General features: G+C 48.9%; 12 protein-coding genes. 11 read left to right on the top strand and 1 reads right to left on the bottom strand.

Annotated elements, in window-relative coordinates; translation table 11 throughout:
• The 9 genes from H8J70_RS06130 to H8J70_RS06170 form a co-directional block, all read left to right on the top strand.
• Positions 1-180: 4-hydroxyphenylacetate 3-hydroxylase C-terminal domain-containing protein (locus H8J70_RS06130; protein ID WP_281386268.1), on the top strand; the 180-nt coding region annotated here is incomplete at its 5' end.
• Positions 181-188: 8 nt separating this feature from the next.
• On the top strand, positions 189-518 hold the full coding sequence (locus tag H8J70_RS06135) for a hypothetical protein (protein WP_186502980.1): 330 nt from the start codon (positions 189-191) through the stop codon (positions 516-518).
• A 465-nt stretch (positions 519-983) separates the two neighbouring features.
• The gene (locus H8J70_RS06140; protein WP_186502981.1) at positions 984-2309 is read left to right on the top strand and encodes an MFS transporter; all 1326 of its coding nucleotides are present in this window, start codon (positions 984-986) and stop codon (positions 2307-2309) included.
• Positions 2310-2418: 109 nt separating this feature from the next.
• Complete coding sequence (locus tag H8J70_RS06145; RefSeq protein ID WP_186502982.1) at positions 2419-3180, top strand: SDR family oxidoreductase; 762 nt, start codon at positions 2419-2421, stop codon at positions 3178-3180.
• A gap of 166 nt (positions 3181-3346) precedes the next feature.
• Positions 3347-4756 (top strand): FAD-binding oxidoreductase, encoded by a 1410-nt coding sequence (locus H8J70_RS06150; RefSeq protein ID WP_186502983.1) that lies wholly within the window; start codon positions 3347-3349, stop codon positions 4754-4756.
• Between the two features lie 193 nt (positions 4757-4949).
• Complete coding sequence (locus tag H8J70_RS06155) at positions 4950-5720, top strand: IclR family transcriptional regulator (protein WP_186502984.1); 771 nt, start codon at positions 4950-4952, stop codon at positions 5718-5720.
• Between the two features lie 43 nt (positions 5721-5763).
• The gene (locus H8J70_RS06160) at positions 5764-6522 is read left to right on the top strand and encodes an SDR family NAD(P)-dependent oxidoreductase (protein ID WP_186502985.1); all 759 of its coding nucleotides are present in this window, start codon (positions 5764-5766) and stop codon (positions 6520-6522) included.
• A 17-nt stretch (positions 6523-6539) separates the two neighbouring features.
• Positions 6540-7301: an SDR family NAD(P)-dependent oxidoreductase gene (locus H8J70_RS06165; protein ID WP_186502986.1), complete on the top strand. Its 762-nt coding sequence runs from the start codon at positions 6540-6542 to the stop codon at positions 7299-7301.
• Between the two features lie 386 nt (positions 7302-7687).
• A complete protein-coding gene (locus tag H8J70_RS06170; protein WP_186502987.1) occupies positions 7688-8959 on the top strand; it encodes an MFS transporter in 1272 nt (423 codons plus the stop codon).
• Positions 8960-9117: 158 nt separating this feature from the next.
• Here H8J70_RS06170 and ilvD (H8J70_RS06175) read toward each other — a convergent pair whose 3' ends face one another.
• Positions 9118-10809: a dihydroxy-acid dehydratase gene (gene ilvD / locus H8J70_RS06175; RefSeq protein ID WP_222433610.1), complete on the bottom strand. Its 1692-nt coding sequence runs from the start codon at positions 10807-10809 to the stop codon at positions 9118-9120.
• Positions 10810-11319: 510 nt separating this feature from the next.
• On the opposite strand from ilvD (H8J70_RS06175), the gene H8J70_RS06180 reads away from it, so the two are divergent.
• Together H8J70_RS06180 and ilvD (H8J70_RS06185) are read left to right on the top strand one after the other, a co-directional pair.
• On the top strand, positions 11320-12639 hold the full coding sequence (locus H8J70_RS06180) for a nickel pincer cofactor-dependent isomerase, group 22 (protein WP_186502989.1): 1320 nt from the start codon (positions 11320-11322) through the stop codon (positions 12637-12639).
• Positions 12640-12733: 94 nt separating this feature from the next.
• On the top strand, positions 12734-14455 hold the full coding sequence (gene ilvD / locus H8J70_RS06185) for a dihydroxy-acid dehydratase (protein ID WP_186502990.1): 1722 nt from the start codon (positions 12734-12736) through the stop codon (positions 14453-14455).
• Positions 14456-14553: the final 98 nt, after the last annotated feature.

The following is a 14553-nucleotide window of genomic DNA, read 5'->3' on the forward strand; positions in this document are numbered from 1 at the left end:
GCAGACCGCATGCGCGTAGCCCGTCTGATCGAAGTCATGACCGGTGGTACGGCGCTGGTAGAAAGCATGCACGGTGCCGGCAGCCCGCAGGCCCAGGAAGTTATGTATTCGAAGCTGGCTAACCTGGACGCTAAGAAGAAAGCTGCCCTGGCCATTGCCGGTGTAAAAACGGAAGACTGAGGTCTATCATGATTGTTGGTGTAAAATTTTGCGGTAACTGTAATCCCTTTATTGAAACGCCAACCCTGTTTAAGAAGCTTATTGCCGCTGCGCCGGATATGGAGTTTCGTCTGATCAGCAGGACCTTGCCCAAGTGGGATGTGTCGCTGCTCCTCAACGCCTGTCCGGCCGGCTGCCTGAAGGCTAAAGAATTCCCGAATTCTGTCGTTGTTTCGGGATTTAACGTTGACTACTGGGATGTAGACCCGGAGGATCTGGTGGCTCGGATCCTCCAGGCCATCCGCAGTAAATGGGCTGTCGTGCAAAAAGAACGTTCCGCGAAGAACATGGATGTTTAAAACGCATAGTTAGTCGACTGACGTTGCGAATTACTAAAATGCACAGGAAATATGCCTTGTGAATATTGACGTTATATAAGGAAAAACGTATAATTAAGTCACTAGAGCATTCGAATATGCAACGTGTTTCTTATATGAGAACTCATTACTTCGTGGCGATACAATGAGTCCTGATGAACGTATAAGAGAAAGCAAGAAAGTGAAAAAAGACGCGTGTTGGTTGCATAGTTTGGGATACTAGTGTCATGCGATATGTTATCATACATATCGTGGATCACACAGAGCGTCAGAAGCAGAGTACGTATGACAGAAAGAGAGGTGAAAGAGGTACATCTGTTCATGACCTTATTATTCGATTAAAAACGAATACTTACTCTGAACCTTCTGATTCAGCAATGTGCATATCGGAATGGCTGTGGTTGCCGTTCCAATAGAAATTGTTCGAATTTTGTGGAGGTGGCTATTTTGTCTAACGAATTGGCTATTGAAAAATCTTGTATGAGCAAATGCTCGTGGCGACTTTTACCGTATTTGCTCTTCATGTTCGTTCTTTGCTACATTGATAGAACGAACTTGGGCTTTGCCGGCCTTCAGATGTCCCCTGAATTAGGGCTCACAGCATCGACCTTCGGCTTTGGTGCAGGCCTGTTCTTTATCGGCTATTTTATTTTCGAAGTTCCTTCCAACCTGTGCTTGGCTAAATTCGGTGCCCGTCGCTGGATTGCCCGTATCATGGTTACCTGGGGTGCTGTAGCAGCTCTCATGTGCCTCATCAACGGTACTACAAGCTTCCTCGTAATGCGTTTCTTACTTGGTGCTTCTGAAGCTGGTTTCTATCCTGGCGTTATTTACTTCATCGGCGAATGGTTCCCGAACAAATATCGTGCAGGCGCTCTTTCCCGCTTCAACCTCGCTCAGCCTGTTGCTTTGATCTTCGGTTCCTTGCTCTCTGGCTTCCTCATTTCCGCCCTCGACGGCGTTATGGGGTATTCCGGTTGGCGTTGGCTGTTCCTCGTAGAAGGTATTCCGACCGTATTCTTTGGTATCGTAACCCTCTACTACCTGACAGACAAACCGGCCGATGCACAGTGGCTGACAGAAGAAGAACGTACATGGCTCATGAATCGTCTGGCTACGGAAGCTGCTGCTATTAAAGGCGCTAACGAAGACTACACGATTGGCAAGGCTCTGACACATCCGGCTGTATTGGCCCTTGGTATTGCTTACTTCCTCGCTATTTGCGAAGGCGTTTATGGTATCAACATGTGGATCCCGCAGATGCTCAAACAGTGGTCCGGCATGACTCCGGTCGAAATCGGTTTCATCGGCGCATTACCGTTCGTAACAGCTTTCTGCTGCATCCTTCTCCTTGGTTGGAGCTCCCAGAAACATCAGGAACGTAAATGGCATCTTACCTTCGCCCTGATGGTTGGCGCTATCGCTCTTTGCTCCAGCTTGTTCGTAACAGGTACGATCCCGACCATGATCTGCGTATGCTTAGGCTGCGGCGGCATGTTCTCGGCTATTCCTCTGTTCTGGACAATTCCTGCTCAGTTCCTTACCGGTACGGCTGCTGCTACAGGTATCGCTGTTATCAACTCCATTGGTAACCTCGGCGGTTTCTTTGGCCCGACGGCTGTTGGTATGGTTCGTGACGCTACAGGCGAATTCCAGTATGGTCTTCTCCTCATCGGTGTCAGCGTATTCATCGGTGCTGTTATCTGCCATGTTCTCAACAACATCTATGGCAAGAAAGTTGACTACAGCGCTATTGAAAACGAAGCAAAATAAGTTAAATTACATACAGCTTGACAGCGTGATGTCTGTAGGGCTGTAACATAGGCAAACGGCTCTGTCCATCTGGATAGGGCCGTTTGTTTTTTATAAGGAGGCAGGTAATATGGATCTTTCAAACTTTTCTTTAGAGGGCAAGCTGGCCCTCGTCACCGGTGGCAGCCGCGGCTTAGGCCAGGCTATGGCCGTTGCATTGGCCAGGGCCGGTGCAGACATCATTTCTATTCAGCGGAAAAATGAATGCGCAGAAACCAAGCGCCGTGTAGAAGCCTGGGGCCGGAAATGCTATCCTTATGGACTCGATCTGGCAACGCTCAATTCAGCAGAAGAGCTCGCAGAAACACTGGAAAACACCTATGGCCCTGTAGATATTCTCGTCAACAACGCCGGTATTCAGCGGCGCCATCCGTGCACGGAATTTCCCATTGAAGACTGGGATCTCATGCTGCAGGTACACCTGCGGGCTACGTTCCTCATGTGCCAGGCTTTTGGCAAGCGCATGATCGCCCGCGGCGGTGGTAAAATCATTAATGTGGCGTCTCTGTTGGCTTTTTCCGGCGGCTATACGATTCCGGCCTATGCAGCAGCTAAAGGCGGTATTGCCCAGCTGACAAAAGCGCTGGCCAACGAATGGGCAGAAAAAAATGTCAATGTCAACGCCATTGAACCGGGCTACTTCGATACGGATATGAATACGGCCCTGCAGCAGAATCCTGTACGCAACAGCCAGATTTTGGACCGCATTCCGGCCAAACGGTATGGCGATCCCGATGAAATCGGCGGCATGACGGTCTTTCTCGCCTCGCCGGCAGCGTCTTATGTACATGGCAGCGTCATGATCGTCGACGGCGGCTGGATGGCACGATAAAGTCATAGCCTAGCCATCAGCCATACGATAAATTCATATCATATTGACAACCTATACTGAGAATACTAATATATTAGTATGTAAGAATTAATCGGAAGTGATACAGTTGCAGGTTGTTTGCGCAGCTCCGGCGTGCCGGGACTGTACGAGTCAGGAGGGTATGAGTATGCCAAAGTACAACAAAGTTACACCGGAATTGATTGAAAAGTTATATGCCTTGTTAGGCAAGCACAACATGACGACGGATCCGGAAAAACTGGATACGTATAAGACGGACGAAGAAACAAATCCCATTTATTTTCATACGCCGGAAGTAGTCGTTTTTCCGGAAACGACGGAACAGGTTGCCGGTATTATGAAGCTGGCCAATGAATACGTCGTGCCTGTTACGCCGCGCGGTGGCGGCAGCAGCCTGGCGGCCCAGGCCATTCCTGTATACAATGGCATTGTCCTTTGCCTGGAAAAAATGAATAAGATTATTGAGGTCAATAAAGATGCTCTTTACATGATCGTCGAAGCCGGTGCTGTTACGACAGCCGTCCAGGCAGCAGCCAAAGAAGCGGGCTTATATTATGCCGGCGATCCCAGCTCGAAGGCGTCCAGTGAAATCGGCGGTAACGTAGCGACGAACGCCGGCGGCAGCCGCGTTGTCAAATACGGGACAACACGGGATCAGGTCTACTGGATCGAAATGGTTACGCCGACTGGTGAAATCACAAAGGTTGGCAAACGGCTGCAAAAGAATACGACAGGGTATGCACTGGAAAAACTCATTTGCGGCTCTGAAGGGACACTCGGCATTATTACCAAGCTTTGCTTGAAGCTGCGTCCTGTTGCTCCGTATCATTTCGACATGGTCGCTATATTCCAGGATGAAATGAAAGCCCTGGCTGTTCCTAATCAGCTCTTGAAGGCCGGCGTACAGCCGACAGCTATTGAATTCCTCGATAATAAGGGGATTCAAAGCGAAGAACGGTACATGAAGATCGAGTTGCCCTATTCTAAGGATCAGGGCAACTACATTATCGTCACAATCGATTCGTATGATCAGGATGACCTGGATAACCGCGTAGCTACGGCTGACGAAATCTGCGAAAAGAACGGTGCTGTTGAATCCCTCGTAGCAGACGACCGCATTTGGGGCGCCCGCTATAATATTGGCGAAGCGGCCCGTAATGACAGCCTTGTCTTCCTGGCAGAAGATATCGTCGTTCCGGTCGATAAGATTGGGGAACTGATGGCTAAGCTGCCGGAAATTGAAAAGCAATACGGCATTGCTACGACGACGTCGGCCCATATTGGTGACGGCAATATTCACGTCAATGCCTTGAAGATGGATATGCCCTTGGAAAAATGGAATGAAATCATTCCCAAGTACCATGATACACTGTATAGCTTCGTGTACAGCTTAGGCGGTTGTTTATCCGGCGAACATGGTATTGGCTGCCGCAAGATACAGGAAATGAAGAAATTTACAGACCCTGTAGAATTAGGTACGATGAAGGCCATCAAAAAGGCTCTCGATCCGAAACTGATTTTGAACCCTGGCAAGATATTCGATTATTCAGAAGCATAAGCACGTTACACGAGCCGGTCTGGACCTAAGCCAGGCCGGCTTTTATGCATATTTTATATAGGTAAGCCCTAACGTATGTTAAAATCGTCACATACTTGATTTTAATTGACTTTATGCAATGATTATGATAATCTAATCCTATAGTTAACATATACGAACTTAAATTGAGTATTCGAACGAAAGAGGACAGCCTATGGATCCTGATAAATTACACAATCCCACCCTGCGTGTACTGAATATACTGGAAACGGCATATAAGTATGAAGGAGGTATTTCTTTTACAGACTTATCGCGCCAAACGGGGATTTCTAAAGGGACCCTGCATCCGATCGTCATGACCTTGGCAGCGAAGGATTACCTGCAGTGTACAGACTCCCTGTTTACATTGGGAAAAAGCTGTTTTCGCCTGGGCTATGCCTACACGCGTACGCTGCGCTGCCTCGATATTGTAAAGGCTCATATGGAAGAAATCGTCGATGCCTGCAACGAGATTTGCCAGTTAGGCATTCTCGAAGGAACCGATGTCCTCTATATTGCGAAGATGGAGCCACAGCAGGCCATTTGCGTCAATTCTTCTGTTGGCGCGACACTGGGGGCCTATGCGACGAGCCTGGGCAAAAGCCTGCTGAGCTGCTACAGTGATGACGAAGTGCGGCGCATTTGTCCGGCCACGTTCATTCAATACACGCCGAAAACGGTGAAAAATATTGATGAGCTCCTGGCGCAGCTGGACACGATCCGCACGCAGGGCTATGCCTTAGAAAATGGAGAAGTAAATAAGGATATTGAGTGCATTTCCGTGCCCGTCCAGGTAGCGCGGCAGACCATGGCTATTAGCGTCAGCCTGCCTATCTACCGTTCGACGCAAGAAAAGCAGGCAGAAATATTGGCCCTGCTGCAGCAGCACAAGCACGAAATTGCCGATCAAACAGCTGGTTTACAGCAGGATCTCAGTTTTATATGATGGCCGGGATTTGCTGATATTAAGGAAAAGAGGGTATATAACGATGAATGAATTTAAAGACAAAATTGTAGTAGTAACAGGCGGCGGCCGTGGCATTGGTGCCATGACAGCCCGCAGATTCTGTGAAGAAGGGGCTCATTGCGTTATTTCCAGCAATGTCCTTTCGGAATGTGAAGAATGTGCTGACGCCTTGAAAAAGGATGGCTTTTCTGCCAGCGTCATGGCCTGTGATGTCAGCAAGCCGGCTGATGTAGATGCCCTGATCGCTGCTACGGAAAAAGAATACGGTCAGATTGACATTTTTGCCAACATTGCCGGTATCTGCACGAGCGGTATGAACTTCCTCGGCGTCACGCCGGAAAGCTGGGACCGCGTCATGAAAATCAACGCCTTCGGTACGCTCTATACGAACCAGAAAGCCATTGAATCCATGATTCGCACGGGTACGAAGGGCAACGTAGTCAACGTGACTTCCATTGCTGCCAAAACCGGGGCCGGTGCTGTCGGCGTCGACTATTCGGCCAGCAAAGCGGCTATTGTCAATATTACTGTGTCTGCCGCTACGTATGCAGCCCGCTATGGCATTCGTGTCAATGCGGTCGCACCGGGACCGATTGCAACGAAGATGACCGATGTATGGGATCCTAAAATGTGTGCCAAATTAGTCAAGACCATTCCCTTGGGCAGAAAGTTCGGCGAACCGGATGACATTAGTGAAGCCATTATTTTCTTGGCCAGCGACAAAGCAAAATATATTTCCGGTGAAATACTGGATGTCAACGGCGCAGCGTATTGTGACTAACAGAAGAGGTGATTTTCATGTTTGATAAATTACAGCTTAACGGTAAAACGGCTATTGTAACAGGTGGTACGAAAGGGATTGGCAAGGGCATCGTCGAAGGCCTGGCCCAGAGCGGCGCCAACGTCGTCGTCGTCAGCCGCCATCAGGATGAATGCGATGCTGTAGCCAAAGAAATAGAAAAATATGGCGTCAAGGGTTTGGGCGTAAAAACGGATGTCACCGTTGCCGCTGAAGTCGCACAGCTCATGGAAAAAACGATTGCTGCCTTTGGCCGCATTGATATTCTGGTCAACAACGCCGGCAGTGCCATTACCAAAAAAGCCGAAGATTTGACAGAAGCCGATTGGGACCGCGTCATCGATATGGATATGAAATCCGTGTTCTTCGTGACCCAGGCAGCCGGCAAGTACATGATCCAGCAGAAGTCCGGCAAAATCATCAATTTGGCCTCCATGCTGGGCCTGGTAGCCGAAAAACAGGTATTGCCCTATTGTGTAGCCAAGGGTGGTGTACTGCAAATGACCAAGGCGCTGGCATTGGAATGGGCCCGGTACAATATTCAGGTCAACGCTATTTGTCCGGGCTACGTCATTACGGATATTAATAAAGACGCCTTGAGTGAAGAAAAAGTATATAAGCATATTACCGGTAAAATTCCTATGCGCCGCTTCGGTGAAGTAGGTGATATTGCCGGTGCTGCCATTTTCCTTGCGTCACCTGCGTCTGATTATATGACAGGCCAGCAGATCGTCTTAGATGGCGGCTGGACCATGCAGTAAGAAAATTTACAAAATAGTTCTAATATAGGAAGACATTCCCATATACGAATTAATCAAAGAAAAAAATATAGTACTATAATTTTGCCTATTACAGGCGTTGAGAGCGATTGCGGTCACAGAGCAATTGCTCTTTTTATTTTTATTTGTTATATAAAATATAACGTAAATATAACGTTATACCTAGGCAATTGTTAAAATCTTTCGGAAAGATTTAGTTGATAAATTTTCTTGGTATAGTACAATGTAGACGCTAAGGGCATGCTTTGTGGCTACTAATCTACAGTATAATCAATTCTAATTTAGAATAACATGTTTTTATACTTTTTATGATGTACTGTATGATGAAACATGTCATGCAATTTATTATTTCAAAGGATGTGTTTTAAATGGCAGATTTACAAAACATTCCGGCTAAACGCTGGATCCGTATTATTCCGCCGACGATCCTGGTTTATATTTTTGGCTTTATGGATCGCACGAACATTGGCTTCGCTATGGCTGGTGGCATGAATGAAGCCCTGCAGATGACAGCTACTCTTTCCGGTTTAGCTGCAGGCATTTTCTTTATTGGTTATATGGTTCTTCAGGTACCAGGTGGTCATATTGCGGAAACGGGCAATGCGAAAAAGTTCATTGCTATTTCTATCCTGGCCTGGAGTATTATGTGTACGAGCCTCGGGTTCGTTCAGACCTCGACGCAGCTTTTAGTCCTGCGTTTCCTCATCGGCGTTGCCGAAGGTGGTGTTTGGCCGGCTATTCTGGTTATCATCGCCCATTGGTTCCCCCAGTCTGAACGTGGCCGTGCTAACTCGTACTTCATTATGAACATCGCCATTGCGTCCATCATTACCGGACCGGTTTCCGGCTGGCTGGTTACGACCTATGGCTGGCGTTCTGTATTCCTCGTTGAAGGTGCTGTTTCCTTCCTCCTCATCTTCGTTTGGTGGCCGCTCATCAGCAACCGTCCGTCGGAAGCTAAATGGATTTCCAAAGAAGAACGGGAATATTTGGAAACGACCCTGGCTGCTGAACAGAACGAAATCAGCGGTGAAGACAACACACCGTCTACGCTCTCTGCTATTCTCGGCAGTGTCAACATGTGGAAACTGATTCTCATTTATTTCGCATACCAGACCGGTATTTATGGCTTTGCTATGTGGCTGCCGACGATCCTGCGTGACCTCACGCAGACCGGTATGACCAGCATCGGCTTCCTCTCGACGATTCCGTATTTCGCTTGCATGATCGGCCTCTATGTATTCGGCCATCTTTCCGATAAGAGCGGCAACCGTAAAAAATACGTTGCCTTGCCGTTGCTCGGCTTTGCCCTTTGCTTCCTGGCAGCAGCGTTCCTGAGAGAAAACACATGGGTATCCTTTGCCTTCCTCTGCGGCTGCGGTCTTTTCCTGCAGTGCGCATCCGGTATTTTCTGGACGATTCCGACAATGCTCTTCCCGGCTAAGGTTGCCGGTGACAGCGTCGGTGTTATCAACGCCTTAGGTAACCTGGGCGGTTTCGTTGGCCCGTTCATCGTTGGCTGGCTGACGACACAGTTCATGTCCGTCTTTGCCGGTGTATATTTCCTGGCTGCTATGCTGGCCTTTGGCTTTATCCTGACTCTTACCCTGCCGAAGAAAACGGAAGGCGTACAGGAATAAGCAAACAGCTGATATATCCTGTCAGATACTAGTAGTTCCCAACACAACACGCGCATAGAGCGGTATCCGTTAGCCACCGGATGCCGCTCTTATTTTTATAGAAAAAGGGCAGGTGCACTGTAACGCACCTGCCCTTTCCCTGTCTTAAAGACCTGTATTTAGTTATCGCTGTCGTTTAAATCGAGAATGGCCCCTGTAGCTGCCGACTTGGCAATGCGGGAGTAGAGGCCGAGCCAGCCGTGGGTAAACTTCGGTGTAGGCCGTACCCATTTTTCCCGGCGTTTCTGTAATTCTTCATCGGAAACGTGGAGCGTCAGCTGGTTGTTGGGAATGTCGATCGTGATCTTATCGCCATTTTCTACCAGGGCGATCGGTCCGCCGTCAGCGGCTTCCGGCGAGATGTGGCCGACAAAGCAGCCGTTGTTCGTGCCGGAGAAGCGGCCGTCTGTAACGAGGGCCGTCGACTTAGCCAGGCCGCGGCCATATAAGTACTTCATGGCTTTGAACATTTCCCGCATACCCGGGCCGCCTTTCGGGCCTTCGTAGCGGATGACGACGACGTCACCGGCGACGATTTCGCCGTTCAAAATGGCTTCTTCCGCAGCTTCTTCCGAGTCGTAGCACTTAGCGCTGCCCGTAAAGGTCATAATGGAAGGATCGATGGCTGCCGGCTTGGTAACGCCCGTTTCCGGTGCCAGGTTGCCACGCAAAATGGCCAGGCCTTTACGCGATTCAAAGGGCTCTGCCATGGTCTTGATGACGTTGGGATCGAATTCATATTTATAGATATAGTGTTCCAGATTTTCTTTTACTGTACCGCCTGTAACGGTAATGCAGTCTGCGTGGAGGAGCGGCAGGATTTCCGTCATGACCTTGGGAATGCCGCCGGCCTTGTAGAAATCTTCCATATCGTATTCGGAAGCAGGATTTACTTTGGCTACGAGCGGCGTCGAAGCGCTGAGCGTGTCAAAGGTCTTGAGCATTTCTTCGTGGTCAATGCCCAGTTCGTGGGCCATGGCCGTCAGGTGCAGGACACCATTGGTCGAACCGCCTGTGGCCATGAGAACGCGGATGCCGTTTTCGATAGCTTCCTTGGTGAGAATCTTATGGCTCGTAATGCCTTGGCGCGTTAAGTTTACGATGGCTTCACCAGTCTGTTCGGCCGCCCGTGTACGGTCGGCGTAGACAGCCGGAATGAGAGCGACACCGGGCAGGGAAAGACCCATGGCTTCGGCTACGCAGTTCATCGTATTGGCAGAGCCGTAGAAGGAACAGGAACCGCACGTAGGGCCGCAAACTTCTTCCATGCTGTTAAATGTGGTTTCATCGATCTTGCCGGCCTTGAGCATGCCCAGGCCTTCGGACATAGAAGTCAAATCCGATTTACGGCCGTCGAATTTTTTCCCGCCGAGCATAGGGCCGCCGCCCATGAAGATGACGGGAATGTCGAGGCGGGCTGCTGCCAGGAGCATGCCCGGAACGATCTTATCGCACGAGCCGAGGAGGACAACGGCGTCGAGGCGGTGGATTTCTACCATTGTTTCGATATCGTTGGCAATGAGATCACGCGAAGGCAGGATGTAGTGCATGCCTGCATGGCCTTGGGCTGTGCCGTCGCAGCCGGCGATAACGCCAAATTCACAGGCTGTGCCGCCGGCACGGTAAATACCTTTTTTTACGGCTTCGGAAATCTGGCGGAGATTGTAGTGGCCCGGGACCAGTTCGTTCCATGAATTGGCAATGCCGATTAAGGGACGTTCCAAATCATCGTCGGAGTAGCCAATGGATTTGAAGACGCTACGGTTGAACGACCATTCCGGCCGGCCGAGTATTTCTTTACTTCTGTACATGAGAGTCATCCTTTCTTTACCTCAGAGTATAATAAAATTAAATAATACATATTTAACATAAGTAATATTCCTCTGTTTAATATATCTGTTTTCTGTTTTTTTTGCAACTGGTTAAGGCGGAAATATATGTGAAAAATAATTACAAACTTTTGATAAATCCCCATTTTATGCGGTTGTATGACGCTAAAAAAAATATCTCTTTTTTCATAGACTGGGACACTAGAATGTGATAAAATGACAGTAAGAGAAATCGTTTTCAACAGCCGCGGCCAAGAGCGGTGCCATGGGCCTCGTCAGAGTATTTGCCAGGCCTGGAAAAAGAGTAAATACTTGCGGTAAAAAGCGCAAAAACTATACGTGAATTACTTGACATAATAGAACAGACTAGTAAAATTAAAGTATGTGAAATTCGCTTATGTATACTAATATGCATATACGAATTAGCGAAGAACAGTGAAGCAGAATATTGTTAATATATCGCTGTTTATAGTGAATAGGAGGAGTTTAGTTATGAAACAAGGAACAGGCGTAGTTGCAAATTTGTGTAAAGATGTATTCATCCCTAAGATGGCGAAGGTACGTCAGAATTTTGACCTTTCGTATATTAAGGTGGAAGACATTCCTGCTGCTGTCCGGGCTCAGCTCGACCGGGACGTCATCGCTTCCAAGATTAAACCGGGCATGTCCATTGCCATTACCTGCGGCAGCCGCGGCGTATCCAATACGGCGTTGATTATCAAGACCATCGTTGCCTATGTCAAAGAAAAGGGCGGCAAACCGTTCGTTTTCCCGGCTATGGGCAGCCACGGCGGTGCTACTGCTGAAGGCCAGACGGAACTGGTTAACGGCTATGGCGTTGTAGAAGACTATATTGATTGCCCGATCCGCGCTACGATGGAAACAAAACAGATCGGCACGACAGACGATGGCCGTCCTGTTTTCATCGATAAATACGCTGCTGAATCGGATGGTATTATCATGCTCGGCCGTATTAAAGCACATACGCAGTTCGTTGGCCCTTATGAAAGCGGCCTCATGAAGATGGCTGTTATCGGCATGGGCAAACAGCATGGTGCCGAAGGCGTACACGAACAGGGCTTCGTCAACATGGCTGCCAACATTCAGCGCTATGGCAAAGTTATCCTGAAAAACGCCCCGATCATCTGCGGCGTAGGCTTGCTCGAAAATGCAGCTGACCAGACGCACACCATCGTTGCATTGACACCGGATGAAATCATCGAAAAAGAACCGGAATACCTGAAAAAAGCAAAAGAATTGATGGGTCATATTATGATCAAACATGCTGACCTCCTGATCATCGACCAGATCGGCAAAAACATCAGCGGTGACGGCCAGGATCCTAACGTATCCAACATGCTGCCCCGTGAAACAGGCGTTCCCTTTGGCCCGAATGGTGAATTCCCGTCGAAATGTGAATTCCGTGCAGACCGCAACATCATCCTCGACCTGACGGAAGAAACACACGGCAACGCGAACGGCCTCGGCCTGGCTGACGTAACGACACAGCGCTGCGTCGATAAGATCATCAACGCTGCTGCCTATCCGAACGCTGTTACGTCCACGATTTTGGAAATGGTTAAGATTCCGCTCTGGACAGAAAATGATAAACTGGCTATTCAGGTTGCCCTGAAGACAGCTACAAAAGCTGATAAAAACGCTCCGAAGATCGTTCGTATTAAGAACACGATGGAAGTACAGGAAATCTATGTTTCCGAAGCACTCCTTCCTGAAGTAGAAGCTAATCCGAACATGGAAGTAATCAGCGGTCCGGAACCGATGGCCTTTGACGCAAAAGGCGATTTGTTCTAAGATCCTGTAATCTTTTGTCTGCATCCGGGGGTTGAATAGAGCAATCCCCGGATACTTATATAGTTCCCTATCCACGGAAACAGGAGGAAATTCTATGGAACAGAGATGTAAAGATGTACGTAAGGTATGGGCTCAGTCTGATGCGCTGAAGCTCGGTACCGAATTTTCTGAAGGCGATCTTGGCAAACCGCAGATTCTGATTGACGATGTCTGGGGTGAAAGCCATCCTGGCAGTGTCCATTTGGACAAATATGCAAAGCAGGCAGCCATCGGTGTATTTGAAAGCGGTGGCAAACCGGCAAACTTCCACGTAACCGATTTGTGCGATGGCTGGGCACAGGGCCATGACGGCATGAACTACATCCTGCCGAGCCGTGAACTCATTGCCGATATGGTAGAAGTTCACGCCAATGTTATCCCTTGGGATGGCGTAGTCCTGATTTCCAGCTGCGATAAAGCCGTTCCGGCACACCTTGAAGTAGCAGCCCGTTTGGATCTGCCGGTTATTCACATTCCTGGCGGTTCTATGCGTAGCGGCCCGGGGTGCACTACATCTGACCTGGCCGGCCCGATTACGGCCCGTGACAAACGCGGTCTCGTCAGCCATGATGAAATGAGAGATTATAAACTGACCGGCTGCCCGACTTGTGGTTCCTGCCAGTTCATGGGTACAGCCAGCACGATGCAGTGTATGTCTGAAGCCCTCGGTATGGCTTTGCCCGGCAACGCCGTTGTTCCGGCTACGCTCATGGAAAGCCAGCGCTATGCCCGTATGGCAGGCCAAAAGATCATGGAATTGGCAGCCAAAGGCATTACGACGTCCAAAATCATGACCAAGGCTGCTTTTATCAATGCCATTAAAGTTCACCAGGCAATCAGCGGTTCCACGAATGCGACGATTCACATTCCGGCCATTGCCCATGAATTAGGCATCGATATTCATCCGCGTATGTTCGACGAAATCGGCAAAAACATTAAGTATCTGACGAATGTACAGCCGAGCGGCAAATACATTACGGAATTCCTCTGGTATGCCGGCGGTATCCCCATGATCCAGATGTACCTGAAGGACGAACTGGATCTCAACGTTATGACTGTAACCGGCCGTACATTGGGCGAAAACCTGGAAATGATCCAGAAGAGCGACTTCTTCGAACGCGGCCTGGGCTATCTGAAGACCTATGGCATCGATCCGGAAGACATTATCCATAAACCGGAAAATTCGAAGAAATATGGTTCTTTGGCCGTACTCGACGGCAACATTGCTCCTGATGGCAGCGTTGTTAAATTCTCGGCTATTAAGAATCCGGATATGCTCCATCACATTGGCCCGGCCCGCGTCTTCAACTCGGAAGAAGACTGTCAGCAGGCTATTATTACAGGCAAAATCAACCAGGGCGATATCCTCTTCATCCGCTACGAAGGGCCTAAAGGCTCCGGTATGCCTGAAAGCCTCATGACGACCGATGCTATCGCATTTGATGAACGTTTGGATGGTACGGTTGCTTTAGTTACAGACGGCCGTTTCTCCGGTGCTACACAGGGCCCGGCTATTGGCCACGTATCTCCGGAAGCCGTAGAAGGCGGTCCGATCGCATTGCTCGAAGACGGCGATATGATCGAAATCGACATTCCGAACCGTAAGATCAACATGATCGGTATTGGCGGCGAAAAGAAGACGGCAGAAGAAGTAGCAGCTATTCTTGCTGAACGCAAGAAGAACTGGAAGATGCCGGACTTCCCGAAAAAGAAAGGCTACCTGGCTCGTTACAGCAAATATGCTACGTCGGCTATGTCCGGTGGCTATCTCCAGTAAGGAGCTTCCCCGCGCCAGAGAAGGACAAAAAGCTATATAATGTATTATATGAAAATCCCCGGCTCGTAATGAGCCGGGGATTTTTTATACTAAAAGGA

Origin of the sequence: Megasphaera hominis (assembly GCF_014269395.1) — a bacterium.
Classification (GTDB): Bacteria; Bacillota; Negativicutes; order Veillonellales; family Megasphaeraceae; genus Megasphaera; species Megasphaera hominis.